Here is a 26,588-nt window from a genome sequence, read left to right on the forward strand (position 1 = left end):
CTTGCCAACTCCGGTCATAACCTGACTTCCCGAGATCACTTCTTCACGAGCGCGCACTGGCTCTGGGCGAGCGGACGGAACGCCTCATTGGCGGGAATCGTCTGCAGCACCTTGTAGTAATCCCAGGGCTTCTTCGATTCCTTGGGGGACTTCACTTCCACGAGGTACATGTCGTGCACCATCAGGCCGTCGGGGCGAATCTGGCCGCCCTTGGCAAAGAAGTCGTTGACGGGCGTTTGCTTCATCGACGCCATGACGGTGTCGGCGTCGTCGGTGCCTGTGCGTTGCACGGCTTGCAGGTAGTGCATGACCGACGAGTACGTTCCGGCGTGCACGAGCGTCGGCATCTTCCCGGTCTTCGCGAAGAATCGCTGGGCCCAGGTACGTGAGGCGTCGTCGCGATCCCAGTAGAAAGCGGTCGTCAACGTCATGCCCTGCGCCGCATCAAGCCCGAGGCTGTGAATGTCGCTGATGAACATGTGCAGACCGGCGATCTTCTGTCTGGCCGGCCCGGTGATGCCGAATTCGCGCGCCGTCTTGATGGCGTTCACGGTGTCGGCGCCCGCATTGGCCAGCGCAATCACCTTGGCGCGCGACGCCTGCGCTTGCAGCAGATACGACGACAGGTCCGACGAATTGAGCGGATGCTTGGCACGGCCCACGACCTTGCCGTTCACGTGTTGCAGCGCGTCGGTGGCGTCTTTCTCCAGCGACGCGCCCAACGCGTAATCCACCGTCAGGAAGTACCAACTGTTATCGCCGCTGCGGGTCATCGCCTTGACCGTGTTCGATGCGAACGAATAAGTGTCGTACGAGTACTGCACCGTGTACGGCGAGCAGTCTTCGTTCACAAGGCGGGTGGTGCCCGCCCCCGTCACAATGGCGATGCGGTGTTTGGCCTTGGCGACATTCGCCACTGCCAGCGCCACGGAAGACGGCAGCAAGTCTTCGACGACATCGACCTGCTGGTTGTCGAACCAGTCGCGGGCGATGGTCGCCGCCACGTCGGTCTTGTTCTGGTGATCGGCAGAAATCACTTTGATCGGCACGCCGTTGACCTTCCCGCCGAAATCGTCGACGGCCATTTGCGCGGCAATCACCGAGCCCTTGCCGCCGATGTCGGAGAAGATCGAGGACATGTCGGTGAGCACGCCGATCTTCACGACCCCGTCGCTCATCTTGCCGGGCTGCGCCTGCGCAGCGGACGATATGGCGAAGGCGGCAGCGAACAGCAGAGCAGCCATTGACGTGATACGACTTGCGCGAAACGTAGACATGATGTTTTCCCGATAGCCTGTAGAGGTGTGGTGTGGGTGAAACCGTCTCCCGACGGCGCGGCACGCCCTCACGTTCGCCGCGCCCATGCCCTGCCTTGAACGTGTCAGGCCGGGTCGTAGTAGTGAATTTCGAGAAGCAGACAGCCGCCGTTCGACTTGAACGGGCCGTGGAACGCGCCGGGCGGGCGGCACGCATAGGTGTTCGGCGCGAAAGCTTCGCCGCCCTCACCCTGCGCGTCGTTACCGACCGTCAGGTCGCCCGAGACGAGGTAGACCTCTTCCCAGTAGGTGTGCACGAACGGGGCTTTGGTGTAGATGCCAGGGGCAAAGCGCAGCAAGCGCGTGCGGCTGCCCGAACGGTTCGACTCGTCGAGCGAGCCCGCGAGAATCTTCTGTTCGATGCCCGGGGGGTAGCCCGGCGGCACCTCCCACCCCTCCTTCATATCGATGGAATGAAACTCGTCGTGCAATTTGTTGATCGCCATGGGAACTCCTTTTCAGTGGCGGGTAACGCCGCTGGTATGCGGCCATACGGTGGTTGTGGGGATGAAGTGCGACTCAGGCTGCGACCGGCTGCCGGACGATCTCGTCGGACAGCGCATAAGTGCCGAGCAGGTTGTCGACCAAACGCGTGGCCTTCTGCCAGTCGTACGTACGATAGGCATGGCCCTTGGTCACAAAGGTGGCCCCGGCATAGAACATCTCGTACTGGTTATGACGCGAGGCGAATTCGGAGCCGACGGCATCCCACGCGAGCTTGAAGAACTTGACGCGCTCTTCCGCGTCGGCCACCGGCGACTTCTGCGTCTTCTCGATAATGCTGGCGAGCATGGGATTCTCGAAGTCGTGGATGCTCGACGGCAGCATGATCATTCCCCCGCCCGCCAGTTCGCGGAGCGTGCTGAGCACCTTCGTGTAGAGCTGCTGCGTGAGCACTTGCGAGCCGTAGAGCAGGCTGCGATCCGGCACGTAGTAGCCCTTCTCCATATGGCCCTTCGCTTCCATGCCGTGCACCCACGCCTCGACCATTGCCGCTTCGGCCGCCAGTTGTCCGAGCGTCTCGCGCACCTGCGGGAAGGCGTTGGTGCCGTTCACCTCGGTGATACGCAGGGCGATGCCCACGAGGAAACGCAGCTTGACCATCAACCGCACCTGACACTGGTAATTCTGGTAGCTGTGCGCCGGTGTGGCGTGGAATTGCTTCGCGCACATGGCCGTGTCGCCGGCGACGAAGATGCGCTCCCAAGGCACCTTCACGTCGTCGAAATACAGCACGGCGTCGTTCTCGTCGAAACGCGATGCGAGCGGGTTATCGAATACCGACGTGGCGCTGCCCTCGTAAGACTTGCGCGACAGCACGCGCAAACCCTTGGTGTTCATGGGGATCGCGAACGACAGCGCATACATCTCGTCGCCCGCCTTGAGCGGCTGAATGCAACTGCAGAAGACCTCGTTGGCCATGATGCCGCTTGTGGCGAGCATCTTCGCGCCGCGTACCGTAATGCCCTCATGGTCCTGATCGACAATACCGACGGCGAGATATTTGTCCTCCTGCTCGTGCGCAGCTTTCGACTGATTGGCCTGCGGGTTGACGATCACGTATGTCAGGAACAGGTCATTGTCGCGTGCGTATTTGTAATAGTCGCGCAACGCTCCGGCGCGCCTGGTGTCGTATTGCTCGAAGACATCGATACCCATCACCATGCCGGAAATGCACGAGGCCACATGATCCGGCGAGCGCCCCATGAAACCGTAGTGCAGTTCGCTCCACGCTTCGAGCATCTCGCGGCGCTGCACCAGTTCGTTGTAGCTCGTGGGTAATTGCCAGATGCGCGAGACCCGATCGCCGGTGTCCGGCGACGCGAAGGTCATCGCCTCGAGGTTCTCGGGACGCGCCTGAAAATCGTACAGACTCGCGTAGCTGCGAATGGAATTTCGGAATGCCGGATGGGTGGTCACGTCGCCGACGGGCTTGCCGTCGATATACACCTCGCGTGCGTCGCGCAATTGGCCGATATGTTGACTACCGTTCTTTACCATGACTCTCTCCTGAAACCCTTGGGGACTCACGCCGTGACCGGCGTGGTGTCGAGCGAGCGGTACTGCCCGCCGAAGAAAATGAGCGGTCGGCCGTCGTGGCGTGCCGAATGACGCACCACCCGTCCGATAAAGATCACGTGATCGCCGCCGTCGTGCTGGGCATGCGGCTCGCACTCGAAGGCGGCGAGCGCCCCCGGCAGCCGGCCAATGCCCTCGCCTTCGAAACTCACGCCCTCCCACTTGTTGCCCCGGGCGGTCGCGAAACGATTGGAGGTGTCGCGCTGGTTTTCGTCGAGCACGTTCACGGTGTAACGACTTGCCGCACACAGGTCGTTGAGGCTGAGACAGCGCCGGTCGACGGAGAACAACACCAGCGGTGGCGCAAGCGAAACCGAATTGAACGAAGCCACGGTGATACCGATCGGTGGCCCGTCGTCGCGTGGCGCCGTAATCACGGCCACGCCTGTAGCGAACATGGCGAGCGTGCGCCGGAACTGCCGCGCTTCATCTTCCCGCGCCTGTACTGCAGTCAATGCTTCGTTCATGTTTACCTCCATCTGAAGCCAGCCTCTGTGGTGAAACGACACTTCCGACGTCGATTCATCCAGCAAACCGTCTTTCCTATTTAGCTTTGTTTGTTAGTAATTATTGAACGTTAACAAAAATAGCTAATCAAGCAAGGTAAACCCTGAGCGCAAAATAAGTGCATGGGCATTGTGCTGGTGCATCGCCGCACCCGAAGCGGGCAAAACCCTTTCCAGCCATAGGGTTTCGCGAGTCTCGCGACGCACAAGACACAACCCTATTGCGCACAACCAATCTCGTTTACCCGAGCCATAGCGCAGACAAACGGGGCAGCATGAAACCCTTTTTTCAATGTGGGAGAGTGCAATTTTCAGAAAATGCGGTGCTACACTCGGCCGCAATTCAAGATGTCCACTGGACGATTCGGAGTCCCCTATGCCGTCTGCCAAACCGTCGCTTTTCGAAGCCCCCATCTACATGGACTACAGCGCAACGACCCCGGTCGATCCACGCGTGGTCGAGACCATGGTTCCGTATCTGAACGTCAATTTCGGCAATCCTGCTTCGCGCAGTCACAGCTATGGCTGGGCGGCGGAAGAGGCCGTCGAGACGGCTCGCGAGCACGTTGCCGCATTGCTGGGTGCCGATCCGCGCGAGATTGTCTGGACGTCGGGCGCGACCGAAGGCAATAACCTCGCCATCAAAGGCGCCGCCAATTTCTACAGTGGTAAAGGCAAGCACCTGATCACGGTGAAGACCGAACACAAGGCCGTGTTGGACACCATGCGCGATCTGGAGCGCCAGGGGTTCGAGGTCACGTATCTCGACGTGCAGGAGAACGGCCTGATTACGGTCGATTCGGTGCGTAACGCGCTGCGTCCGGACACGATCCTGGTGTCGGTCATGATGGTGAACAACGAGATTGGCGTGATCCAGCCAATCGCAGAGATCGGCGAGCTATGCCGCGAGCGCGGCATCGTGTTTCACTGCGACGCCGTGCAAGCTGCCGGCAAGATTCCGATCGATCTGCAAACGCTCAAAGTCGATCTGATGACGGTCACGGCCCATAAGGTGTATGGCCCGAAGGGCATCGGCGCCCTGTATGTACGTCGTAAGCCGCGCATTCGTATCGAAGCGCAGATTCACGGCGGCGGCCATGAGCGTGGCATGCGCTCGGGCACGTTGCCAACGCACCAGATCGTGGGAATGGGGGAAGCGTTCCGGCTGGCGAAGCTCGAACTGGCATCGGAAGCCGAACGCGTGGGCGCCCTGCGCGATCGCCTGCTGGCGGGGCTTCAGGCGATGGACGAGGTGTATATCAACGGCGACATGACACACCGCGTGCCGCATAACCTGAACGTGAGCTTCAACTTCGTGGAAGGCGAGTCGCTCATCATGGGCATCAAGGGCGTAGCGGTGTCGTCAGGTTCGGCCTGCACCTCGGCGTCGCTCGAACCGTCGTTCGTCCTGCGCGCGCTGGGGCGCAGCGACGAACTCGCACATAGCTCCATCCGCTTCACCCTTGGGCGTTTTTCGACCGAAGCGGAAGTCGACAGCGTGATCGAACAGGTGCGCGGCACCGTCGGCAAGCTGCGCGAGATGAGCCCGCTATGGGATATGTATCAAGACGGTGTCGACCTGAACACGATCCAATGGGCCGCGCACTGAGTTGACGCCGGAGCCGCGCCGTGAATTCGCCGGATCGAATGTGGGATCGTGCGACTGGTGAGGTAGCGGATCAGCGCTTGTCGCGGATCGCCAGCAGATGGCTCAGATCGAGCGTGGCGCGGTCGCCGTTGGCGACGAGCCGGTCGACAACGGCACACAGCACTTTGAATTCGGTACGTGTCACGCCCTCGAACAGCACGTCGTTAATGCGCTGTTGCGAAGGCGTCAGCTCATGCAGGAGTTTTGCGCCGGCGGAAGTGACCGTCAGGCTCATTTTGCGGCGGTCTTCCGGATTCTGGCGCTTGTCGATCAGCTTGAGCGCTTTGAGCTTGTTCGTCTCGATGGTCACGAACGCCCCGGACAGGTGCAAATGCTCGGCCAGTTGATTCACGGTTACGTCGCCCAGCGACGAGAGGTGCACCACCGACTGGAGCAGCGAGTATTGAATGCCGGTCAGACCGATCAGACTGCCGAAGCCGTCGCGCACCGACAACAGGCGCGCGGCGAATGGCAGCAAGCCATTGATCAGATGACGGAATTCGGCGTCCGAGCCGTCAATGAGACAGGCCGGATTGGTGACGGTAAGGGCCTTCGGGGCCGACGATTTGGGCATGGAAATGTTCGGTAAGCGGCGCAGCGCGCCAGGACAATGACTTTGGAAAAAAATTATACTGCAAAGTTATCTTCGTCCCGGCGAACGGGGGTTTCGCTTCACGCCTGACGCTACGCGCCCCCGCCCTGCCGCGCCCCGGCCACACCGGTCCGGCCGGTCGATGTCCTTACCAGCGCACGGTCATCCCGCCCATCCACGAATAGTCATAGGTTTGTGGATTGAGTCCGCGCCGGTAACCGACGTCCAGATCCAGCCACGGCTTCGGGCTGTAGATCGCGCCGAGGATCATGTAGGCTGGATTCGTCCGCTGTGCAAAATCGGGGTTCTGCGACGTGCCCACATCCAGAATCAACTGCGTCGACGGCAACACGCGGTAGAGCACGGCGCCGGAAACCTTCCATACCGACTGGCGCTGCGCCTGGCGGTTGGCCTGGTAGACAGCCCCGGCGTTGAACAGGAACGTCCAGTCGTCGATCACATACTGCGTCAGCAGCGTGGCGCCGGCATTCACCCGGCCGGTACCGAGCCCTCGCTGATCGTTGCCCGAGGGAAACGTCAGGTAAGGCTTGACGCCAATACTGAACGCGCCGTCGTCGTACATGCGCCACTTGGCGCCGGTCTCCACATCGCCGATACCGCTGCCGGCCGTATCGGAGCGGTTCTGGATATTTGTGTAAGGCACGTTGACATAAAGGTCGAGCGCCTCGCCCACGCCGCGTGTCAGCGTGCTGTTCCAAAGGGTCTGGCGCCCGATGTCCTGTTGCTTCGACGTGACTTCGCCGTTCGTCTCGAATTGCCAATTGCCGTCGCCCTGTGTACCGGTGTCGTCAGTGACTAGCGGGTGTGCGGCGAAAGCGCTGAGCGGGCAGAACAGCGCCAGATACATCAGTTGCTTTTTCATGAGTCGTTCTCTTCTTATGCGTGTGTCGCGCCGTGCCTTGCACGGCGCTTGCGTGTGGATGACACGCTCCCCGCCCCGGCGGCCGGGAGTGTGTCATCAATGCCAAGTGAAAGGTGTATCGGATCGAGGCTTGCTCAGAACCAGCGGCCGAAGCGGCGGATATAGATCGTCTTGACCACCTGAGCCAGCGCGATGTAACCGAGCATGGTCGCCACGAGCCAGTAGAAATACGACCCCGGCAGGGCAACGAACCCCAGCGCCTCGGCGAACGGCGAGTACGGCAGCCAGCAGGCCAGTGCAATCGCCATCGTGGTGGACAGCATGATCGGCAGCGCCGGCGTGCTTTGCAGGAACGGAATCTTCTGCGTGCGCAGCAAATGCACCACAAGCGTTTGCGACACCAGACCTTCGACGAACCATCCCGAATTCATGATGACCTGCCCTGCATCTCCGCCCTGGGCGTGATAGAGCGCGCCCGCACCGAAGACCGTCCACATCAGGATGTAAGTCGTAATATCGAACACCGACGAGGTCGGTCCCAGCCACAGCATGAAGCGTCGGATGTTGCCCGCGTCCCACTTGCGCGGCTTCTTGAGGAACTCGGGGTCCATGCGATCCCACGGCAGGAACATCTGCGAGATGTCGTACACGAGGTTCTGCACCAGCAATTGCATTGCGAGCATCGGCTGCCACGGAAGGAACGCACTGGCCACCAGCACCGAGAACACGTTGCCGAAGTTCGAGCTGGCCGTCATGTTCAGATACTTCAGGATGTTGCCGAACGTCTCCCGGCCCTTGATCACGCCCTCTTCCAGCACCATCAGGCTCTTCTCGAGCAGGATGATGTCCGCGGTTTCCTTGGCGATGTCCGCGCCGGTGTCCACCGAGATACCAACGTCTGCGTCGCGCAGCGCCGGGGCATCGTTGATGCCATCGCCGAGGAAGCCCACGGTGTGACCGTTCGCCTGCAACGCCTTGACCACGCGCGCCTTGTGCAGCGGCGCGAGCTTTGCAAACACCGCCGTGCGGCCGACCACTTCGCGCAGCGTGGCGTCGTCCATCGGCTCGATGTCCGTACCCAGCAGCGGCGTGCCCGGCTCGATCCCCACCTGACGGCAAACATTCATCGTGACGATGGGGTTGTCGCCGGTCAGCACCTTCACGGTCACGCCATGTTCACGCAGCGCGGCGATGGCCGGTGCAGCCGAGTCTTTGGGCGGGTCGAGGAACGTCAGGAAACCGCAGACCGTGAGCCCCATTTCGTCGGCGGTCTTGTATTGCGCCTTCGTCTCCCCCACCGGGATGTCGCGCGTGGCGACAACGAGCACACGGAAGCCGTCTTCGTTATAGGCCTCGGCGCGAGCCAGCAGCATGGCGCGGGCCGTGTCGTCGAGCACGCGCACGCCCTGCGGCGTCTTCACATGCGTGGAGACGGACAGCATTTCTTCAACAGCGCCCTTGGTCACCATCAGGTGTTCGTCGCGCTCATTGGCAACCACTACCGACAAACGCCGGCGCACGAAGTCGAACGGCAGTTCGTCCACCTTGGCAAAAGTGCGCGGTTGCACAGACTCGCCGATCTCGTTGGCACGGCGAATGATCGCCACGTCGATCAGATTGCGCTGACCACTCTGGTGATAACTGTTGAGCCAGCCGAGGCGCAGCACATCTTCCTGAACATCGCCCGCGACGTCGAGATGCTGCTCGAGAATAATGCGGTCCTGCGTGAGCGTGCCGGTCTTGTCGGTGCAGAGCACGTCCATCGCCCCGAAGTTCTGCACGGAGTTCAGACGCTTGACCACCACCTTGCGGCGCGCCATTGCCAGTGCACCGCGCGCCAGGTTGGCGCTCACGATCATGGGGAGCATTTCCGGCGTCAGACCAACGGCCACGGCCAGCGCGAATGTGAGCGCGCTCAGCCAATCACCCTTGGTCAGGCCGTTGATCATGAACACGACCGGCACCATCACCAGCATGAAGCGGATAAGCAGCCAGCTCACGCTGTTCACGCCACGGTCGAAGCTCGTCTCGACCCGCTTGTGGCTCACCACGTTTTTCGCAAGGGCGCCGAAATACGTATCGCCTGCCGTCGCAACGACAACCCCGGTCGCGGTGCCGCTTACCACGTTGGAGCCCATGAAACAGATGTTCGACAGGTCGAGCAGATTCGCATGACCTTGCCCGGCGGCAGTTTCCGCAGACTTCTGCGCAACCGCCCCCATCGTGTCGTATTTCTCGACGGGCAGCGCCTCGCCGGTCAGGACCGCCTGACTGATGAACAGGTCCCGAGACTCCATCAGACGCAGATCGGCCGGAATCATATCGCCCGCCTGCAACGTCACGATGTCACCCACGACCAACTCGCGCATGGCGACTTCGTGACGTTCCGAATTCCCCGAAGCGGTAACACGGCGGCGAACGGTCGCCGTGGTGCGCACCATGGCCTTGAGCTTCTCCGCTGCACGCAGCGAACGGAACTCGGAGAAGAAACGCAGCAGGCCGCTGATCGTCACCATCGTCAACAGGATGATGATGCCCTTGTAGTCTTTGTCGTCCGCGTCGGCGAAATAGACATCGGTAAAGAAGCTGACGATGGCGAGCGCGAGCAGCACCATTACGAACGGGTTCTTGAACGCGAAGAACAATTGCACCGTCCAGTGGGGCGGCTTGTCGTGCGCAATTTCGTTGGGGCCGTAGCGGGTCTGACGCTGGCCGACATCGGCTAACGTGAGGCCGCTCACGTCGGTGCCGAGGGTGTGGAGAACGTCTTGCAGCGGCTCGGTCGCGAGCCGGGCAACGGCGTCGGGGCCCGAGTGAAGCAAGTCGGATGTTGTCGAGTGCTCGACGAAGCCGCGCTGTTTATGGCGCGAGCGAAGGTTCTTGTTCATGACGATTTCCTGGCACGGCTTACGCTGGCATGGCGGCCGGCCGGTCTCGTCAAACGCTACCGGAGATTATTTCTCCGAAAAATAGCGCGAACGCACCCAGCCGCGCCGCGCGGCGCGCGGTCGGTAATAACGAAAATTCTTGAATCTGGTATCGGATCGCCCGCCGGAAGTCCGTGCGACACGCGCGCGGTTCCGACGGGCCTCATTCGGCTACTTCCGTCTTCCATATCGGACTCCTTAGGTTCGTTTATTCGGCACACCGGCAGGTGCTATCGCGCTGCACGGTAAGGGAATACAAAACGGCGATTCGATCGGCAGCGCCCCACTATGCGTGCGCGGGCCGTGCCTCGGTACTTGCGCAGCGGGCGCTATCGTCGGACCAGAACACGCGACGCACGCTACGCTCGCCGGACAGGCGCATAACGAGCGACGTGAGCGACGCGCGCGAGGCAAGCGGGCAATCGAGCGTGACAGTGGCAGACGCTTCGTCGCGGTCGCTCCAGTGCGTAATGCTGACGTGCGTGGCACGAAGGCCAAGCGCGGTGAGATCAATGAACATCTGCTTGCGCAATGCGCCCAGCGCATCGGCCAGACAAACGATGGTCAGGCGCGACACCGGCAAGGTGCGCGTCGGTTGGCTTTGAAAAGCCTGAAACGTTTGAAAAACTCGCATGACTTCCTCGCATGACTGCGAATCGTCCTTGCCGCACGCAGCACGGACGGTCGGCTCGTGTGCGCGCCGTCTCGATGCGAAATGCATGCGCAAGACGACAACGCCCGTCACGGGCACAACAGTGGAATTTCTGCGGGAATTGCGCCGGAGGGTCACGCTCAGAAAGAGCGTTGATTGGCGCTAGACACCGCATCCTGCATGAGGACGCGGCACAGGGAATGGCTGTGGATCCTCAGGCAATCAGTCGATCAACGGTCGACTACTACTGGCATCGGAATTCACGGACAACCCCTTAAATTGAAGACAGGGCGGATGGTAACTGAGGCCAATTTGCAGCGTCAAGCACAAATTGCTGCATCGCAACTCAGATGAGATTTTGCCTATGGATTCAGACGCTTGATCGCCGCTCAAGGCCGCCGCACGCACGTCGGCGCCGCAAAATGCACTTCCGCGGCAGCCTGGGCGGCACGGCGATGGACGGCGCCCACCAAAGACAGGGCCTACGCTGGCCGGAAGGGGGCGCAAACACACCGGTCAATACGACGTTGAACGAGGACCGCACATGATGCATCTCTGCACGTTTTCGATCTGTCTGGCGGGATTTGCCGCATTGGCGCTGGCGACCGAACGTCAACAGGCAACCCTGTTCGGTGGCGTCTCGCACGCGCGCACACGCTAATGCCGTCATATCGGATGGACGGCACTGGCCGCGGCGCTTGGCGTGAGCGTTGCGGATCAGGGATGGGGGTTGGGGCTGGTGACCTACTGCAGCCAGACCAGCATGACAGCCGGCCTGGTGTATCTCACGCTTATCGTGATGGAGCACCGCCGCTCGCGCTGACCGGCAAGTCCTGCATCGCGCGTTACTCGTTCTCTTCGAAGTAGTGCCCGAACTTCGCCTGCTTGGTGCGGATGTAGCGTTCGTTCTCTTCGCGCATCGGAACGTCGAGCGCCACGCGCTCGCACACCGGGATGCCGTGCTTCGCGAGCGTGTCGAATTTCTTCGGATTGTTGCTCATGAGGCGCACCGAGCCCACGCCCAGAATGCGCAGGATAGCCGCGGCCGAGTCGTACTCGCGGGCGTCGTCGGGCAGCCCCAGATCGAGGTTCGCTTCTACGGTGTCGCGGCCCTGTTCCTGTAGCAAATACGCGCGAATCTTGTTGCTCAGGCCAATGCCGCGCCCTTCGTGACCGCGCAGATACAGCATCACGCCGCGCCCTTCCTCAGCGATCTTGCGCATGCCTGCGTCAAGTTGTTCACCGCAATCGCAGCGATAGGAACCGAAGACATCCCCCGTCAGGCATTCCGAGTGCAGACGCACCAGCGTCGGCGCGGGCGTGGACACATCGCCCATGACCAGCGCGAGATGCTCGTTGTTACTGCCTTTGACGCGGAATGCGTGGGAAGTGAAAGTGCCATAGCGGGTCGGCAAAGTCGCGCTCGCGACAAGCTCGACGCATTCGCCAGCGTCGCACGCGGGCGTGGCAGAGGCATTACCAGGGGACTTCATGATGACGTTCAAACGGGCCGAAATGGGAGAGGTGCGTGCCACCAGACAGCAGTGGCGTGTGTTCGGAGTGTACCGCCATTTCCATTTTTCGGCCGGTAGCGGCGTGCAACACACTGTTGCACGCCGCTACCGAATCGGCTAAAGCCGAGACTTCGCAGGACTTAGTCGTCGGCACGCCGCGTGATCGGCGTGTCTCGGGCAGGCTTGAACGCGTCACGAATCGACGCGATGACCGCGATGGTCTCGTCGATATCGTCGTCGCCGATATGCCGGTGCGTGACCAGCCGCAGCATGCCCGTGCCGCTCGCACGCGCCAGAATGCCGTGCTCCGCCAGCGCGACTTCCCACGCCTTGGGATTGGGCTCTCGCTGCTCCGCGACACGCAACCGCACGATATTGCTGTTCGACGGCACCGCGTCCACCAATTGAGGATCGATCTTGGCGAGCCCCGCCCACAAGCGTTGCGCGCGCTGATTGTCGTCGACCAGACGCGTGACCATCGTCTCCAGCGCCACCTTGCCCGCTGCGGCCATGATGCCTGCCTGACGCAGACCGCCGCCGGTCATGCGACGGAACGTGCGCGCCTGTTCAATCATCGCGTGCGAACCGGCGAGCATCGCGCCCATTGGCGCCGAGAGCCCCTTCGACAGGCAGAAAGTCAGGCTTTCGCAATGAGCCGCGACTTTGGCGACGTCGACACTCAGTGCGGCGGCCGCATTGAAGACACGCGCGCCATCCATATGCACCGGCACACCCGCGCGCGACGCCAGCGCATGCACATCTGCAAGATACGCCAGCGACGGCACGTAGCCGCCTGAGTGGTTATGCGTCGACTCGACACTGACCATCGCCGTGGGCTGCCCGTAACGGGAAAAGCCGGGACGCAACGCCCCGGCCAGTTGATCGAGATCCATCTCCCCTCGCACGGACGGGATGAGTACCGGATACAGATGGGCGAGCCGCGACATGCCGCCCGCCTCCGACTTCGCCATGTGCGCCTGTGCATCGATCACTGCCTCGCCGCCGCGCGTGGCGTGGCACAGCGAGGCGATCAGATTGCCCATCGTGCCGGAGACGACAAACATCGCCGCCTCTTTGCCCGTCATGACCGCCGCGAGATGCTCGAGGGCGCGTACGGTGGGATCGCCTTCGAGCGTGTCGTCGCCCAGCGACGCGGTCTGCATCGCTTCCCACATGAGCGCCGTGGGACGAGTGACGGTATCGCTTCGCAGATCGACGAAGCGTTCGGTGTTACCTGAGGTCATGCGAACTCCTGACCGTGGGCATGATTGCCTGCGCCCCCAGCCAGCGCGCCGGACGACCCGGCCGCTTCTGCGGCGAGTGCCGCCTGCACGGCCTCGGGCGACTCGTACGGAATGCCGGCGAGTTTCATGACGAGCTTGATGGCCACGGTATTGCTGAAAACGTTGATGGCGGTACGGCCCATGTCGAGGAACGCATCGACACCGGCAATGATCGCGAGGGCTTCGATGGGCACGCCGATGGTCGTGAGCACCATGGCAATGGCCACGAGCCCGCCCGAGGGCACGTTCGCGCTGCCTTTGCTCGCGAGGGTGGTGACGAGCACGATAGAGAGCAGCGTCGGCATGTCGAGCGGCACATGGTAAGCGTCGGCCAGAAAACCGACGGCCAGCGCGAAGTACATGATCGAGCCGTCACGGTTAAACGCGTAGCCGAGCGGCAACACGACCGACGCGATGGCCTTGGGCACGCCCATCGCGATGAGTTTTTCCATATGCAGCGGCAGCGTGGCTTCCGACGAGCGCGTGGCGAAGGCGAGAATCACCGGTTCACTGATGGCGCGCGTGGTTGCCAGCGGCTTTTCGCCGATGGCCTTGAGCAGAATCCAGAACAGCACCAGCAGCACGCCGAGGCCAAGATACATGGTCCCTACGAGCTTGACGAGCGCGAGGATCGTGCCGATGCCCTGCGAGGCGAACAGCCACGAAATGATCGCGAAGATCGCAAGCGGCGAGAGCGAAATGATCCAGTCCGTGAGCTTGAACACGGCGCCCATGAGCGCGTCGAGCACGGCTACGAGCGGCTTCGCGCGTGCCCCGATGGACGAGAGCGCCAGCCCGAGCAGTACCGCGAAGACGAGCACCGGCAACAGGTTGCTGCCGCTCATCGCCGCGACGATGTTCGACGGAATCATCTCGAGGAAGAACTTGGTCCAGTCGACCGACGCGGCAATCGGCTTGGCCGTTGCATGTGCCGCAGCGAGATTCGCCCCGAGCCCCGGATGGAAGATGGCGTTCAGGCCGAGTCCGATCACGATCGAGATCAGCGTTGCGATGAAGAAGTAGATGAGACTGATTGCCGAGACACGTCCGAGTGCGCGGGCGTTGTGTCCCATCTGATAAATGCCGAGCGTGATCGCGGTGAAAACGAGCGGCACCACGATCATCTTCACGGCCTGCACGAAGGCGGTGCCCACAGGCATGAGCTTCGTGGCGAGTGCCGGGGCGACCATGCCGCAGCCGATGCCCAGCGCCAGACCGATCAGCATCTGGACGGGCAACGGGATGAGGCGTTTCTTGCTGGCAGTACGTGACGACATGACGACTATCTCCGGAAATTGCGTGGCGACGCGGTGCGCGCTTGCCAGTGCCGATCAGCGCGCGGTGCCGGGCGGTGCGGCGGGAGGAACGAGTGCCTGCAAGCGGGCTTGCATGGCGTGCGTGAGGTGATCCCAGACATGACGCTGGGCCTCCTCGGGACGCCCGGCGGCAATGGCATCGAAGATCGCGAGGTGCTCGCGAACTGCGGCGCGTGTGCGTTCGGCGTCGTAATGCGGAATGCGTTGCAGCGCCAGACCGTTCTGGGTACGCAACGCGTGATAGGTCTCGGTGAGGCGTCCGTTATCGGCAGCGGCGAACATCGCCTCGTGGAATTGCCAGCCCACGCGCTGCGTGATGTCGACGTCGAGCGGCAAGCCCTGCTCGCCTTGCGCATCGAGGGCACGCAGACGCACGGCGACCTCTTCGAGCGCGGGCGTCACGCCCTTTTGTGCCGCCAGCCATGCCGCCATGCCTTCGAGGGCGAGCCGGACTTCGTGAATCTCGCTCAGATCCCGTACCGACAACTGCCGCACGAAGGTGCCGCGCATCGGCACGATCTCCAGCAGACCGTCGTTGGCGAGCGCGCGGATCGCCTCGCGCACCGGCGTGCGGCTAATGCCGAAGCGCTCCGACAGGGCGCGCTCCGATAGCGCTTCGCCCGCGCGAATTTCGCCGGAAACGATCAGGGCGCGAATCGCGTTGTATGCCGAATTGCTCAGCGCCGGGGTGCGTTGGGTATGGTTCATGACTGGTATACCAGCAAAAAACAATTTGCCGGTCAACGAAAAAACCTGTCCGGCAAGGCAAATTGCGGGTAAACGATGATCTCTGCGCGGCGTCCGTCGATAGCTGGCCATGACGTCCTTTCGGCGAGGGAGAATCCATGGCGCTCAATGACTGTCCGGCGTTCTGGGCGGTGCATCGTGCGTGGCACGCCATACGCCGGCGGCGGGTTCGTGTCCGGATGGAAATTCGCGCTTGGCTTCGTGATCCTGCGGTTTGCCCGTGAGGCGGGCACGACTTAGCCGCGCGTCAGCGTGGTCTGGACGTGTGCCTGTCCACGTTCATCCCGTTCATCGGCGCCCGGAGCGAACTCAGGGAGATGGCGCTCAACGCCGAAAGTAAGCCTGCGTGGGGTTGGCGGGCCGTTCGTGGGCACATTCGCGCCGATCGCCTGCTGTTTCGCCCCGCGCGAGCAGGACAACAATCTGCTGCTCGCGCTTGCCTATGCGGGATGCTTCCTAAACCTTTTCAACCTGATTCCTCTCTCGCCGTTAGACGGCGGGCGCATCACCGCCGTGTTGTCACCGCGCATCCGGTTTGCGGGCGCGCCGGTGCTCGTTGCGTTGCTCCTCCGGCATCCGGGTCCGATCCTGATTCTGATTCTGATTCTGGTCGCCATCCTCGCCCCCCCCCGCAGTTGGCCAAGGCCTGGCGCTACCCCCCGCAAGCACCGGAGAACGTGCGCTACTATGGCGTGACGACGGAAATCACGGTGACGTACGGCGCCTGCTACCTCGGCCTGCTCGCATTCCTCGCGCTCATGACGTATAACCTGCACGACATGCTCGCGTCGGTGCGCCGCGCGGCAGGCTGAAGACTGTTCCACCGCGATATCGCGCTACTGTGGTACCGCCGCACCGGGCAACGCGCACAACACAGCAGATATCCGGCGCAGTCACGAGGCGGTGCCCCGGCGCGACGCACGCCGCCGGCCGTTGCTTCGTCGCTTCGTCACTTCGTAACGCCATTTCCGCAGAGACTTCCGACATGATCGATCTTGCCCTCCTCCCCTTCTTTCTGGCCGCCGTCGCCGTGCTCGTCGCGATTCCCGGGCCGACCACCATTTATATCTCGACGACCAGCGCCAGCCAGGGATTTCGCTTCGGCCTCGCGTCGTGCTTCGGCGTGATGCTCGCCACGATCGTCCATGTGAGCTTCGCTGCGGCCGGGCTCACCGCCCTGTTGCTCGCATCGCCACTGATGTTCGCGGTCATCAAGTACCTCGGCGCGGGCTATCTGGTTTTCATCGGCATCAAGGTCATTCGCGGCCGCGCGGAGCCCGCGAACGCCGAAGCACAGCCGCCGGCACGTGCGCTGGGCGCCTCGATGAAGAAGGGGTTTCTCGTCAATCTGCTCAATCCGAAGACGGGACTGTTCATCGCCGCGTTTCTTCCCCAGTTCGTCACGCCGTCGCTGGGTCATGTGCCACTGCAAATCGTCACGCTGGGCTTGCTTCTGGTGCTGGTCGGCGCCGTGAGCGATATCACCTACGCGGCTCTCGCCCGAGCTATTGGTCGTGCTCTGGCCAACCGCAGCCGCCGTCCGGGCATCGGGAAATATGTGGCTGGCGTGCTTTACATGGGTCTCGGCGTAGCCGCTCTGACAACGTCGAACGGTGCAGCGAAGTGACTACGCCCACGAAAGCGTGTTGCCAATGCTGATCGCCTTCGCGGGGCTCCCCGGCACCGGGAAAACGACCGTTGCGCGAGCCCTCGCTCGACAAATCGGCGCGGCCTATCTGCGCATCGATACGTTGGAGCAGGCATTGATCGCGTCCGGAAGTTGCGGCGTGGATGTCGGATCTGCCGGCTATCTCGCCGCCTATGCCGTGGCGAAAGACAATTTGCACCTTGGACTAAAGGTCGTCGCAGACGCCGTCAATGGATTGCCGGTAGCACACAACGCCTGGCGGCAGGTGGCGAGTGAAGCGGGAGTGCCGATCGTCGAGATTGCGCTGATCTGTTCCGATGTTGCGGAACACCGTGCAAGGGTCGAGGGACGATACGCCGATATTCCCGGACACACGCTGCCGACATGGGAAAGCGTGCTCGCCCGTCAATACGAGCCGTGGGACGCCGCGCCCATCGTCATCGACACCGCTCGTGTGACGGTGAAACAAGCGCTCGCCACGATCATTCGTCACCTGCCGAAGTGACATGGGAGACTCCGCACAGCGTCGGCGGTATCTTCTGGAAACGCACGCAAATGACTTTTTCCGGTTCACCTTTCGAAATCGTTGGGCTCGACTCGCGCGCTTCTGGCTCGCCCCGGCCTGGCGCCGCGAGAACGAGACAGACTCGCTCGTCACACGATGATGGAAAACGCCTTCGAGTGGGCACGGGTCACGCAGCATGTGCTGAACCCGAAAATGGACGGCCCCGCCCTGCTCAAGCGAGCACCTAAGCTGAGCGAGTTCCGCTATGGGGAGGATGCAGATGAGTGGTGGGAGAAGCCCGCTAGAACGAGCAAGACCCGCTAGCCTCTGATCTGTCGAATCGGATCGATTTATTGGCGCAAGAGAGTATCGAGCTGCGCGGACTTCCCGTGCGAAACTGGAATTGAGCAAATCGCGTAATACGGTCGCGAACACCTGCCGCCGATGCAAGCTTCTTCGTACCCGACGCGCCGAACCGAATTCGGCTCCTCGATGACGAAAAGGCTCTGGTCTGTCCACTGTCCCGCTCGGGGAGTGTCTACTCCCCATAGCGTGCAAAACTCGCCGCTACCGGGAGCACCACACTCCCAAACCGCTACGATCGCGGTTTGACCTCCACAGATTGCGGCCTCATTTTCCGGCGCTGCCTGCGCCGTCGCCCAAAAGCATCCGATAGAAATACACGTCAATAAAGCGCGCACTGATAGCATTTTCGGAAATTTGCTCAGTACCCCGATTCATCGATTATGCCTTTTTGTCGACTATACATAACATCGACATGCTCGGACAACCTGCGAATTTAAAAGCGGTGAGGATGCTAAGGAGTGGCGGGAAAAGCCGAGCCACGATGCCCTCACGAAAAAGATAGCTTTAGCTATCTTTCTCTAATTATTGATCACTTTGAGCATTATCCCCCCAAATCGGTGGCTCTGATGCAGCGCAAACGCCATTATCCCCCTTTTGTCGGATGGCGCTTTTTATTCTTAGAGCCCTATACTCCGCCCTGACGAGACTGCGATTACATCTTAAGAAGGAATGGGGGATGCGATGAAAGGAGCAGCGTGGCTTGCAACTGTATGCGTCATGTTGATGGCATGGGCTGACATATCGCACGGCCAGCAATGCGACTGCCAAAAAGTGATCGGCTCTTGCCAGGGCGCCGTTGAATTCGTGCGCAGCTACGGCTCGAAGCCGAGCTTTGGTGCCGAGCTGATTATTCACAGTTCGGAACGCCAGTGTTCGAAGGTCGAATACTACGTCAACAACACTCCATATCAAACGGTACTCGTCAATCGAAATGCCGAGCCTGAGAGCATATTTGGAACAAGTCGCATCCAAGAGAAAGACGTTTCCTACACTCGCTGCTCCGTGTGCGCTTCGTCGGAAAATGCATCCCAAACACCGCAACCATCTCAATCGTCACAATCGCCGGCAACCCGGTTTCAAGGCACTTGGGCTGGAACAGGTACGAACAGCTTCTTTTTGTCGAGACAACGTATACTTCACATAGATGTGACCGGTCCCAACTCGGCAAATGTTCAACTCGACTTGGGCGGTGAAATGATTCCTGGCACGGGCGAAATCCACGGATACGTGATGTCGATCCGGCTGAGTCGGGGGATCACCGCAACGGCCACTCTCACAGGGCAGAACGAACTTCGCTATGAAGCTAGCGGAATGGGCACAGTCACTGCAACAATGACGCGCCAGTAGGTATGGGCTGCTGCCGGTTACGTGGACAGCAAGTTAAGCTTTTCGAGCTTGCTCAAATTCAACGGGGCTGACGTATCCCAGTGTCGAATGTCGGCGAAGCGGATTGTAGAAGCGTTCGCTATAGTCGAACACGTCTGAGTGAGCCTCTTCCCGCGAACGATAGACCTTGCGCGCAGTGCACTCGGTTTTCAGGGTGCTAACGAAGCACTCCATTGCCGAGTTCTCCCAGACCTCGCCACCCGGCTCATGCTGCATGTAATGCCCTGTTCAGACAGAAGGCGCTGAAAGTGCTCGCTGGTGTATTGGCTGCCCTGGTCCGAGTGGCGCACTAGTTCTTTCGGCCATCCCCGTCGCCAGACGGCCATCATCAATGCGTCGGCGACGAGTTGCGAAGTCATACTGCTCTGCATCGACCAGCCGACGATGCGTCGAGAATACAGGTCGAGAACAGCAGCGACATACCGCCAGACGCGGCGAGTTGCTATACAGTGCCGCGCCCCCATCTGCGCCCGCACTTGCTCCACGTAGTTGCGAGTCTCCTTCGGGGCATTCTCCATACCCTTGCGCTGCACGTTGCCCCGGCCCCAGTCGTACCCCGCAAGGGCCTTGCTGAGAGCTCCGCCGTTCTGTTTGAGAAGGTCCCGGTACCTCTGCGCTGCGGCCGTCGCAGACTTCTAGAGGTCATTCGGATCATCGAGTCCGTATTGCTTGGCCGTCGCCTCCGTGAACTGGAAATGCCCCTTAGCGCCAGCCCCCGACAGCATATCCGCGCCGTGCCCGGACTCTTGAGCCCAAACGCTAACAAGACGGATACGACAGGCGATATCAGGCAGGCACAGAAGCAGTTGGGCCACACTTCCGTCACGATGACAGAGCATTACGTGCGCAACCGACGCGGCGACAAAGTGAAGCCGACAAAATGAGTTTTGCGGAACCGGTAGGATTTTGCGGAATAGAAAATCGGCAAAATTCGGGAATCAAAAACCGCCGAAAGCCTGATGGCGGAAAGCAGCCGGAGTCGAACCGACCTGGGAGCGACTGACGCCCCCAACCGGGTTTGAAGCCCGGCCGCATCACCGGATACGGATGCCTTCCTTTAGACGAAGCAATTTCACTTGCTCGGCGATGGTGTCAGCCCGCCCGCATTGTGCAGGACACCTGCCGATTACGTCGCAACCGACTTACGCCGCGCCCCACTCCACGCCGGGACGCCGCACATGCAAATCGCCAACGCGGCGAGTATATCCCGCACGATCGAAGAACTCCAGAATCTGAATCGCTCGCTTGCGTCCCAACCCCGTCGCGTCACGGAACGCACCCGCTTCGATCCTGCCATCTGCACTGGCAATCATGCCTGCCAGCGTCTGCACGCAGACCTCGTCGTAAAACAGGTCCTTGACGATCTGATGCACACGCCCCTGGCGAGCAAGCTTGCGCAACGCCGCCCGCACCCGCTCCTCCGGCACATTCAGTTCGCGCCCCATATCCCGCACCCAAGGGGGATCGAAGCGGCCCTTCATCACCCGAATCAACAAGGCTTCGGCCAGCGCATTTTCCTCATCGGTCATTTCGACGCGGTGCGTCGGCAAGTGCAGCCATGCGCCGGTACGTGCCACTGCCCCTTCGCTCAGCATGGCCCGCACCACGATTCGCCAACGCGAAGCATCAAGCGATGGCCACGTCATTCGGCCCAAACGGGCGGCGTCGAGGCCCGGCTCGTCAGGTGCCCGGGCATGATAGTCGCGCAACGCACCGAGTACCCGAGTGCGAACGTCGTCCCACGCCTGCGGCGCAAACGCCAGCGATTCGTCGTCGGCCCCCGCGAGCACCACGGCCGTCGCGGGCCAATGCCATTGCCCGGCCGGCAACCCCGTCAACGCCACCACCTGCGCGCTCGTCAGTCCGAATGCCGACTGGGCCAACAGCCCATCGAGCCCGTTGCCGTCGAGGTACTGCGCAACGGCGTCGAGCCACGCCAGACGAGCCGCCGACCGCCGCTTTCGTTCCGGCGCCGCGGGGTCCAGCACGCGTCCCCCGCCCACAGTGGCCGTCGCCTGCGGATTGCGCACGATGAACCGGTCGCCCGGCATGGCGCAAACCGGCGTATCGAAAACCAACTGCACACGCATCGTGTTCCCGGGCACCAACGTGTCGCCCCCAAGAAGCACGGTATGCGCCTGCACATGCGTGGTGCCCAGATGAACGTGCAACGGGAACCACTGCGTAAGCGGAGCGCTGCCTTCGAGCCAATGCAGTTCGACGTCTACATGCGTCGACGGTCTCGACAACCCTGGGGCAACGATCCAGTCGCCGCGTCCAAGCTGGTCGCGCTCAACGCCCGCCAGATTCAGCGCACAGCGCTCGCCCGCCTTGCCCGCGTCCACCGGCCGGTTCTGTGCGTGGATACTTCGCACGCGCACCGGCAGTCCCTGCGGCATCACAGTGAGGGTATCGCCCACGCGCGCGGTGCCGGCAAACGCCGTGCCGGTCACGACCGTGCCGTGGCCCGCCAGCGTGAAGACACGATCCACCGCCAGCCGGAACAACGCGTCGTTGCGCCGCGCGGCGTTGCCTGATGCACGCAATGCCTGCGCCGCTTGCGTCAGCGACTCGCGCAATGCCGCCACCCCGTTGTCGCCAGGTGTCGTTGCCGATACCGGCACCACATCGGCCTGCGCCAGCGGCGTGTTCGCAAGCCATTGCGAAATCTCTCGTGTCACCGCAGCCAGCCGCGCCGCATCGACGCGATCCGCCTTGGAGAGCGCGACCACACCACGCCGCACCCCCAGCATCGTGAGAATCGCCAGATGTTCGCGCGTTTGCGGCATGATGCCGTCGTCCGCTGCGATCACCAGTAACGCGAAATCAATGCCAACGGCGCCTGCCGCCATGGTGTGGATCAACTTCTCGTGGCCGGGAACGTCGATGAACCCCAACACCTCGCCATCGGGCAACGGTGTATAGGCGTAACCCAGTTCGATGGAAATGCCGCGCGCCTTTTCTTCCTTCAAGCGGTCGGTATCCACGCCGGTCAGCGCACGAACGAGGCTCGTCTTGCCGTGGTCGATGTGACCTGCGGTACCTACGATCATGCACGCAGCTCCGCAAATTGCAGCGCGAGACGCGCTTCTTCCTCCGCTTCGAGGCAACGCAGATCGAGCCACAACGTCTGATCGGCAATGCGGCCAATCACCGGATACGGCAGTGCCCGCAACGCGGTTTCGAGTTTGGCGAGTGCGCGTCCGCTGCCGCGCTTGCCGCCCCCCGCAGGTGCGATCGCCAGTCCATAGCTCGGAAGTTGCTCAACGGGCAATGCGCCGCTGCCGATCTGACTCACCATCGGTGCTGCGGTCACGGTATAAGCATCGCCCAGCGACTTCGCAAGCACCGGCGCGAGACGCTCCGCCTGCGCAGCCATGTCGGCGCGCGTTCGGGTCAGCAGCCTCAACGTCGTGAGCCGCTCGGTCAAATGATCGGGATCGCGATACAAACGCAGTACCGGTTCCAGCGCCGCCAGCGTCAACTTGCCGACGCGCAGCGCACGCTTGAGCGGATGCTTCTTGATTTTGGCGATGAGGTCCTTGCGGCCAACGATCATGCCCGCCTGCGGCCCGCCCAGCAGTTTGTCGCCGGAGAAGGTCACAAGGTCGGCGCCAGCCGCAATTGTCTCCTGCACCGTGGTTTCGTGGGGCAAGCCCCAGCGTTCGAGCGGCGCCAGGGTGCCGCTGCCAAGATCAACCGCGACGGGCACCCCGTGCGGCCGGGCAATCTGAACGACTTCGGCAACGTCGACACTCTTGGTAAATCCCGAGACTTCATAGTTGCTGCAATGCACCTTCATCAGCAGCGCCGTCTTGTCGCCGATAGCGTTGCGATAGTCAGCCGCGTGCGTGCGGTTGGTCGTGCCCACTTCGATGAGCTTCGCGCCAGCGTGCGTCATGATGTCGGGGATGCGAAACGCGCCGCCGATTTCCACCAGTTCTCCACGCGAGACCACCACCTCACGACGCTTGGCGAGCGTTGCCAGCATGAGCAGCACCGCCGCGGCGTTGTTGTTCACAACGGTCGCCGCTTCGCCCCCGGTCAGCTCGCACAGCAAGGGAGCCACGAGATCGTCGCGATCGCCACGTCCGCCCGTCGCGAGATCGAATTCGAGGTTGGCCGGGCTGGTGAGTGCCTGCATGACGGCCTCGACGGCGGCCTCGGGCAGCAACGCCCGGCCCAGGTTCGTGTGCAGCACCGTACCGGTGAGATTGAAGACGGGGCGCAGCGTCCCCCGATTACGTTCGGTCAGAAAACACGTTACGCGCGCTCCGAACGCGGCCGGGGTCAGTGTGTCGTGCGAGAGCGCTCCCGCCAGCGCTGCTGCGCGGCATTCGTCGAGATCGCGACGCAGCGCTGCTGTGACCTGTGTGCGTCCAAAATCGGCCAACGCCGACTGGAACTCCGACGTTCCCAGCAGCCGGTCGAGCGACGGCAAATCCGCCACCCTCGCCATCCCTGCCAGCCCACGATCTTGCTCGGCTATCCCCATCCCCACTCCCTTAGGCGTCTTCGGCGTTTTGCCAGAGCAACGGATTACCGTTGGCGCGCGCGTAGCCCGCTTCGCCCATCAACACGTCGAGGGCGAGGCTCGCGAGGTCATCGGCAACCGGCTCGACAAACGGGTCTTTGTCCTGATAGAAGATCTTGCGATAGCTGTGGCAGTCGTCGCACGACTCTGCCCGGATCGGCGACGACGCGACGCGCTTGGCCGCTTCGTCAAGCGTCGGCCGGCCGTCGGCACGTTTGGCGATACCGCTTTGGGCATCGGCATTGGCGTTCGTATTGGCGTTGGCGGTATCGGTATCCGCCGCCAGCACCTGCGCGCCCGATACTGACGCGTCGCCCGATTTGTCGACGACGTGATACGCCACATGCTCGCTCGCTTCGCAATGCGTGCACTTCACGCGAACCATATGCCATTCGGTCGAGCACAGCCCGCACGCAAGATAGCGATAGCCCTCATGCGCCCCGCCAATGCGAACGACGCTCGCCACCGGCAGCGTGCCACATACCGGACAGACATTGGGGACATCGAGCATGGGCACTTCGCCGGCGTCGAACGTGCTTGCCACGCCGGTCCAGAGCACTTGCAGCGCTGCCATCAGGAAAGGGGCACTCGCGGCGTCCACACCTTTGCCGTGTCCGGCGAGCAGCGCCTGAGCACCCGCTTCGAGCGTGGCCGGATCGGCCGCACGAATCCGGTCAAGCACCCCACGAACCGGCGCGGGCAAATCGGGCTGTGCGGCCACTGCGTCGAGCAACGGGGTCAGCAGTGGCTGCCAGCGCCCGGCGTCGTACCCGCCCGTCGCCGGCACGAGCGGCATGCAGTGTTGCTGTGCCTGTTCGATCGACTCGGCAGACGGACGCTCGGCCTGAAAGTTGTCGAGCACATGCTGCTGCGCGTCGACCAATGCGGCCATTAGCCGCAGGTAATCGCCAAGCGGATGCCCCTCGGCGAGCTGACGCAAACGCGCAGCGCGCGCCGAGAAAACCTCGGCACGTTGCGGCATGCGTAGACGGGGGATGGAGGTGCGATCGAGCGACTCGATCTGTCCGGGTTCAAGAATGCGTTGCAAGGTGGCCGGCCTCGTAAGAGCGTCCGGCCACCTGGGCCGGACTTATTTGTTGAGCTGCTTGTACCAGGCGCGATGGTGTTTCCACGCCCAGCCGCGAGTGACGGTTCCGCGCGTCATGGCGCGCACGGAACCCTTGATCCAGATCGCCGCGTAGATGTGCGTAATGATGCCGCAAATCAACACGAATGCACACACCGCATGAACATCCGATGCCAGACGAATCGCCCAGATCGGGAAGTAGAACGCGAAGTACGCGCGCCAGATCACGACGCCCGAGAGCAACAGTCCGATCATGCACAACACCATCACGTAGAAAAGCAGCTTCTGCCCGGCGTTGTAACGCCCGACCTCCGGCAGATTCTCTTCGCGATTGTTGAGCACGTCACCGATCTTCTTCATCCACTCCGTGTCGCGCGACTCGAACTTGTTGTAGCGGGCAAGCCGCAGTGCGAGCCACACGAAGGCGACGAACATCACCAGCCCCACGAACGGATGCAGAATCCGCGTCCACGGCCCGCCACCGAACAGATTGGTGAGCCAGAACATCGACGGATGAAACAACGCCAGCCCGGAGAGCGCGAGCAGGATGAACGTGCCCGCGACAATCCAGTGGTTGATCCGCTCCGCAGCGTTGTAACGCTCGATCAGATCGTCCTTGCGATCGCTTGGTTCATGCGACATGGTCAGACCTCCTCGTGCGTGACAACGCCTTTCTGGCCATCGGGACCGTCTCCCTTGCGGGAGGCATCGTACCGGCGGGCTTCGTCTTCATCCTCTTCGGTCGTCTCGTTCGGACCGGTCTTGATGTAGTGGAAGAAGCCGGCAATCGCGGTGAACGCCATGGCGGCCACGCCGAGCGGCTTGGCGATGCCCTTCCAGAAGGTCACCATCGGGCTGATGCGCGGGTTATCCGGCAAGCCGTGATACAGCGACGGCTTGTCGGCATGATGCAGCACATACATCACGTGCGTGCCGCCCACTCCCGCCGGATCGTACAGCCCCGCGTTGTCGAAGCCCCGCGACTTCAGGTCTTCGATACGCTCGGCCGCCTGATCTTTCATGGCGTCTTTGGTGCCGAACATGATCGCCCCGGTCGGGCACGTCTTCACGCACGCCGGCTCCAGCCCGACGGACACGCGGTCGGAACACAACGTGCACTTGTAGGCCTTGTGATCCTTCTGCGAGATACGCGGAATGTTGAACGGGCACCCGGTAATGCAATACCCGCAACCGATGCAGTTCTCTTCGTGAAAATCGACGATGCCGTTGGCGTACTGCACGATCGCCCCGGGCGACGGACAGGCCTTGAGACAGCCCGGGTCCTCGCAATGCATGCAGCCATCCTTGCGGATGAGCCACTCGAGGTCGCCCTTCGGGTTTTCGTACTCGGTGAAGCGCATGAGCGTCCACGAGTCCGCCGTCAGATCGCGCGGGTTGTCGTACACCCCTACGTTCTCGCCGACTTCGTCGCGCAGGTCGTTCCACTCCATGCACGCCGTCTGGCAAGCCTTGCAGCCGATGCATTTCGAGACGTCGATGAGCTTGGCGACGTCGCCCGTGTGCGCCTCGCGCACCGAGGGCGACGGCAAGGTCGTTGCCGAGCGCCGTTTGATATCAAGTGATTGCAATGCCATGGCG

24 protein-coding genes, 1 tRNA gene and 1 pseudogene are annotated in these 26,588 nt (G+C 62.0%); 7 read left to right on the plus strand and 19 right to left on the minus strand.

Annotation, left to right across the window (positions count from 1 at the left end; translation table 11 throughout):
- Window positions 1-35: 35 nt before the first annotated feature.
- From AT395_RS17070 to AT395_RS17085, 4 genes are all read right to left on the minus strand, one after another.
- The gene (locus tag AT395_RS17070) at window positions 36-1,277 is read right to left on the minus strand and encodes an ABC transporter substrate-binding protein (protein ID WP_042115229.1); all 1,242 of its coding nucleotides are present in this window, start codon (window positions 1,275-1,277) and stop codon (window positions 36-38) included.
- 104 nt (window positions 1,278-1,381) lie between these two features.
- Window positions 1,382-1,762 carry a cupin domain-containing protein gene (locus AT395_RS17075; RefSeq protein WP_042115228.1) on the minus strand — a complete coding sequence of 127 codons (381 nt, stop codon included), beginning with the start codon at window positions 1,760-1,762 and terminating at the stop codon, window positions 1,382-1,384.
- A 73-nt stretch (window positions 1,763-1,835) separates the two neighbouring features.
- Complete coding sequence (locus AT395_RS17080; RefSeq protein ID WP_048629846.1) at window positions 1,836-3,317, minus strand: 4-hydroxyphenylacetate 3-hydroxylase family protein; 1,482 nt, start codon at window positions 3,315-3,317, stop codon at window positions 1,836-1,838.
- A gap of 26 nt (window positions 3,318-3,343) precedes the next feature.
- Window positions 3,344-3,862, minus strand: coding sequence for a flavin reductase family protein (locus AT395_RS17085; RefSeq protein WP_174554644.1), 519 nt, complete (start codon window positions 3,860-3,862; stop codon window positions 3,344-3,346).
- A 415-nt stretch (window positions 3,863-4,277) separates the two neighbouring features.
- On the opposite strand from AT395_RS17085, the gene AT395_RS17090 reads away from it, so the two are divergent.
- Entirely contained in the window at window positions 4,278-5,510 is a 1,233-nt protein-coding gene (locus AT395_RS17090) for an IscS subfamily cysteine desulfurase (RefSeq protein WP_048629847.1), read from the plus strand.
- A 70-nt stretch (window positions 5,511-5,580) separates the two neighbouring features.
- On the opposite strand, the gene AT395_RS17095 is transcribed toward AT395_RS17090, so the two are convergent.
- The 4 genes from AT395_RS17095 to AT395_RS17110 all read right to left on the minus strand — a co-directional run bounded on the left by AT395_RS17095 (window position 5,581) and on the right by AT395_RS17110 (window position 10,585).
- Window positions 5,581-6,123, minus strand: coding sequence for a MarR family winged helix-turn-helix transcriptional regulator (locus tag AT395_RS17095; RefSeq protein ID WP_048629848.1), 543 nt, complete (start codon window positions 6,121-6,123; stop codon window positions 5,581-5,583).
- A 166-nt stretch (window positions 6,124-6,289) separates the two neighbouring features.
- Window positions 6,290-7,024, minus strand: a complete 735-nt coding sequence (locus tag AT395_RS17100; protein ID WP_048629849.1) for a transporter — start codon at window positions 7,022-7,024, stop codon at window positions 6,290-6,292.
- A 134-nt stretch (window positions 7,025-7,158) separates the two neighbouring features.
- Window positions 7,159-9,912: a magnesium-translocating P-type ATPase gene (mgtA, locus tag AT395_RS17105; protein ID WP_072632861.1), complete on the minus strand. Its 2,754-nt coding sequence runs from the start codon at window positions 9,910-9,912 to the stop codon at window positions 7,159-7,161.
- Window positions 9,913-10,237: 325 nt separating this feature from the next.
- Complete coding sequence (locus AT395_RS17110; RefSeq protein ID WP_042118142.1) at window positions 10,238-10,585, minus strand: hypothetical protein; 348 nt, start codon at window positions 10,583-10,585, stop codon at window positions 10,238-10,240.
- Window positions 10,586-11,306: 721 nt separating this feature from the next.
- On the opposite strand from AT395_RS17110, the gene AT395_RS26165 reads away from it, so the two are divergent.
- Window positions 11,307-11,426, plus strand: a complete 120-nt coding sequence (locus AT395_RS26165) for a hypothetical protein (RefSeq protein WP_231606169.1) — start codon at window positions 11,307-11,309, stop codon at window positions 11,424-11,426.
- A 22-nt stretch (window positions 11,427-11,448) separates the two neighbouring features.
- On the opposite strand, the gene ribA is transcribed toward AT395_RS26165, so the two are convergent.
- From ribA to AT395_RS17135, 4 genes are all read right to left on the minus strand, one after another.
- Window positions 11,449-12,096: a GTP cyclohydrolase II gene (ribA, locus tag AT395_RS17120; RefSeq protein ID WP_042115218.1), complete on the minus strand. Its 648-nt coding sequence runs from the start codon at window positions 12,094-12,096 to the stop codon at window positions 11,449-11,451.
- A 161-nt stretch (window positions 12,097-12,257) separates the two neighbouring features.
- The gene (locus AT395_RS17125) at window positions 12,258-13,361 is read right to left on the minus strand and encodes a threonine aldolase family protein (RefSeq protein ID WP_048629851.1); all 1,104 of its coding nucleotides are present in this window, start codon (window positions 13,359-13,361) and stop codon (window positions 12,258-12,260) included.
- A complete protein-coding gene (locus AT395_RS17130) occupies window positions 13,358-14,677 on the minus strand; it encodes a dicarboxylate/amino acid:cation symporter (protein ID WP_072632862.1) in 1,320 nt (439 codons plus the stop codon). The genes AT395_RS17125 and AT395_RS17130 overlap by 4 nt, the downstream gene beginning before the upstream one ends.
- A 54-nt stretch (window positions 14,678-14,731) precedes the next feature.
- Entirely contained in the window at window positions 14,732-15,424 is a 693-nt protein-coding gene (locus AT395_RS17135; RefSeq protein WP_042115214.1) for a GntR family transcriptional regulator, read from the minus strand.
- A 405-nt stretch (window positions 15,425-15,829) separates the two neighbouring features.
- On the opposite strand from AT395_RS17135, the gene AT395_RS26305 reads away from it, so the two are divergent.
- From AT395_RS26305 to AT395_RS25675, 5 genes are all read left to right on the plus strand, one after another.
- A complete protein-coding gene (locus tag AT395_RS26305) occupies window positions 15,830-16,159 on the plus strand; it encodes a metalloprotease (protein WP_053086417.1) in 330 nt (109 codons plus the stop codon).
- Window positions 16,141-16,275, plus strand: a complete 135-nt coding sequence (locus tag AT395_RS26240; protein ID WP_257787202.1) for a hypothetical protein — start codon at window positions 16,141-16,143, stop codon at window positions 16,273-16,275. The genes AT395_RS26305 and AT395_RS26240 overlap by 19 nt, the downstream gene beginning before the upstream one ends.
- A 173-nt stretch (window positions 16,276-16,448) precedes the next feature.
- Window positions 16,449-17,090 carry a LysE family translocator gene (locus tag AT395_RS17145; protein ID WP_048629852.1) on the plus strand — a complete coding sequence of 214 codons (642 nt, stop codon included), beginning with the start codon at window positions 16,449-16,451 and terminating at the stop codon, window positions 17,088-17,090.
- 25 nt (window positions 17,091-17,115) lie between these two features.
- Complete coding sequence (locus AT395_RS17150) at window positions 17,116-17,616, plus strand: P-loop nucleotide/nucleoside kinase family protein (RefSeq protein ID WP_048629853.1); 501 nt, start codon at window positions 17,116-17,118, stop codon at window positions 17,614-17,616.
- A gap of 1,047 nt (window positions 17,617-18,663) precedes the next feature.
- Entirely contained in the window at window positions 18,664-19,329 is a 666-nt protein-coding gene (locus tag AT395_RS25675; RefSeq protein WP_125347990.1) for a hypothetical protein, read from the plus strand.
- Window positions 19,330-19,362: 33 nt separating this feature from the next.
- Here AT395_RS25675 and AT395_RS17155 read toward each other — a convergent pair.
- The 7 genes and pseudogenes from AT395_RS17155 to fdxH all read right to left on the minus strand — a co-directional run.
- Window positions 19,363-19,808 (minus strand): annotated as a pseudogene (locus AT395_RS17155) (IS3 family transposase); the annotation flags it as partial.
- A gap of 520 nt (window positions 19,809-20,328) precedes the next feature.
- A tRNA-Sec gene (locus AT395_RS17165) sits at window positions 20,329-20,424 on the minus strand.
- Between the two features lie 86 nt (window positions 20,425-20,510).
- Window positions 20,511-22,421 carry a selenocysteine-specific translation elongation factor gene (selB, locus tag AT395_RS17170; RefSeq protein WP_048629855.1) on the minus strand — a complete coding sequence of 637 codons (1,911 nt, stop codon included), beginning with the start codon at window positions 22,419-22,421 and terminating at the stop codon, window positions 20,511-20,513.
- Window positions 22,418-23,863, minus strand: a complete 1,446-nt coding sequence (selA, locus tag AT395_RS17175) for an L-seryl-tRNA(Sec) selenium transferase (protein ID WP_048629856.1) — start codon at window positions 23,861-23,863, stop codon at window positions 22,418-22,420. The genes selB and selA overlap by 4 nt, the downstream gene beginning before the upstream one ends.
- Before the next feature lie 10 nt (window positions 23,864-23,873).
- On the minus strand, window positions 23,874-24,884 hold the full coding sequence (gene fdhE, locus AT395_RS17180; protein WP_058375325.1) for a formate dehydrogenase accessory protein FdhE: 1,011 nt from the start codon (window positions 24,882-24,884) through the stop codon (window positions 23,874-23,876).
- Between the two features lie 108 nt (window positions 24,885-24,992).
- Window positions 24,993-25,631 carry a formate dehydrogenase subunit gamma gene (locus AT395_RS17185; RefSeq protein ID WP_048629858.1) on the minus strand — a complete coding sequence of 213 codons (639 nt, stop codon included), beginning with the start codon at window positions 25,629-25,631 and terminating at the stop codon, window positions 24,993-24,995.
- Between the two features lie 2 nt (window positions 25,632-25,633).
- Window positions 25,634-26,584 carry a formate dehydrogenase subunit beta gene (fdxH, locus tag AT395_RS17190; RefSeq protein ID WP_042115202.1) on the minus strand — a complete coding sequence of 317 codons (951 nt, stop codon included), beginning with the start codon at window positions 26,582-26,584 and terminating at the stop codon, window positions 25,634-25,636.
- Window positions 26,585-26,588: the final 4 nt, after the last annotated feature.

This window comes from Pandoraea apista (assembly GCF_001465595.2).
GTDB lineage: Bacteria > Pseudomonadota > Gammaproteobacteria > Burkholderiales > Burkholderiaceae > Pandoraea > Pandoraea apista.

Coding starts and splice junctions, on each gene's coding strand:
- AT395_RS17100 (WP_048629849.1), bottom strand. CDS start 7,024: ATGAAAAAGCAACTGATGTATCTGGCGCTGTTCTGCCCGCTCAGCGCT.
- AT395_RS25675 (WP_125347990.1), top strand. CDS start 18,664: ATGAAAGGAGCAGCGTGGCTTGCAACTGTATGCGTCATGTTGATGGCA.
- AT395_RS17135 (WP_042115214.1), bottom strand. CDS start 15,424: ATGAACCATACCCAACGCACCCCGGCGCTGAGCAATTCGGCATACAAC.
- AT395_RS17080 (WP_048629846.1), bottom strand. CDS start 3,317: ATGGTAAAGAACGGTAGTCAACATATCGGCCAATTGCGCGACGCACGC.
- AT395_RS17130 (WP_072632862.1), bottom strand. CDS start 14,677: ATGTCGTCACGTACTGCCAGCAAGAAACGCCTCATCCCGTTGCCCGTC.
- AT395_RS17095 (WP_048629848.1), bottom strand. CDS start 6,123: ATGCCCAAATCGTCGGCCCCGAAGGCCCTTACCGTCACCAATCCGGCC.
- AT395_RS17110 (WP_042118142.1), bottom strand. CDS start 10,585: ATGCGAGTTTTTCAAACGTTTCAGGCTTTTCAAAGCCAACCGACGCGC.
- AT395_RS17145 (WP_048629852.1), top strand. CDS start 16,449: ATGATCGATCTTGCCCTCCTCCCCTTCTTTCTGGCCGCCGTCGCCGTG.
- AT395_RS17150 (WP_048629853.1), top strand. CDS start 17,116: ATGCTGATCGCCTTCGCGGGGCTCCCCGGCACCGGGAAAACGACCGTT.
- AT395_RS17075 (WP_042115228.1), bottom strand. CDS start 1,762: ATGGCGATCAACAAATTGCACGACGAGTTTCATTCCATCGATATGAAG.
- selB (WP_048629855.1), bottom strand. CDS start 22,421: ATGATCGTAGGTACCGCAGGTCACATCGACCACGGCAAGACGAGCCTC.
- selA (WP_048629856.1), bottom strand. CDS start 23,863: ATGGGGATAGCCGAGCAAGATCGTGGGCTGGCAGGGATGGCGAGGGTG.
- AT395_RS17125 (WP_048629851.1), bottom strand. CDS start 13,361: ATGACCTCAGGTAACACCGAACGCTTCGTCGATCTGCGAAGCGATACC.
- mgtA (WP_072632861.1), bottom strand. CDS start 9,912: ATGAACAAGAACCTTCGCTCGCGCCATAAACAGCGCGGCTTCGTCGAG.
- AT395_RS17085 (WP_174554644.1), bottom strand. CDS start 3,862: ATGAACGAAGCATTGACTGCAGTACAGGCGCGGGAAGATGAAGCGCGG.
- fdhE (WP_058375325.1), bottom strand. CDS start 24,884: ATGCCGCAACGTGCCGAGGTTTTCTCGGCGCGCGCTGCGCGTTTGCGT.
- AT395_RS17090 (WP_048629847.1), top strand. CDS start 4,278: ATGCCGTCTGCCAAACCGTCGCTTTTCGAAGCCCCCATCTACATGGAC.
- AT395_RS17185 (WP_048629858.1), bottom strand. CDS start 25,631: ATGTCGCATGAACCAAGCGATCGCAAGGACGATCTGATCGAGCGTTAC.
- fdxH (WP_042115202.1), bottom strand. CDS start 26,584: ATGGCATTGCAATCACTTGATATCAAACGGCGCTCGGCAACGACCTTG.
- AT395_RS17070 (WP_042115229.1), bottom strand. CDS start 1,277: ATGTCTACGTTTCGCGCAAGTCGTATCACGTCAATGGCTGCTCTGCTG.
- ribA (WP_042115218.1), bottom strand. CDS start 12,096: ATGAAGTCCCCTGGTAATGCCTCTGCCACGCCCGCGTGCGACGCTGGC.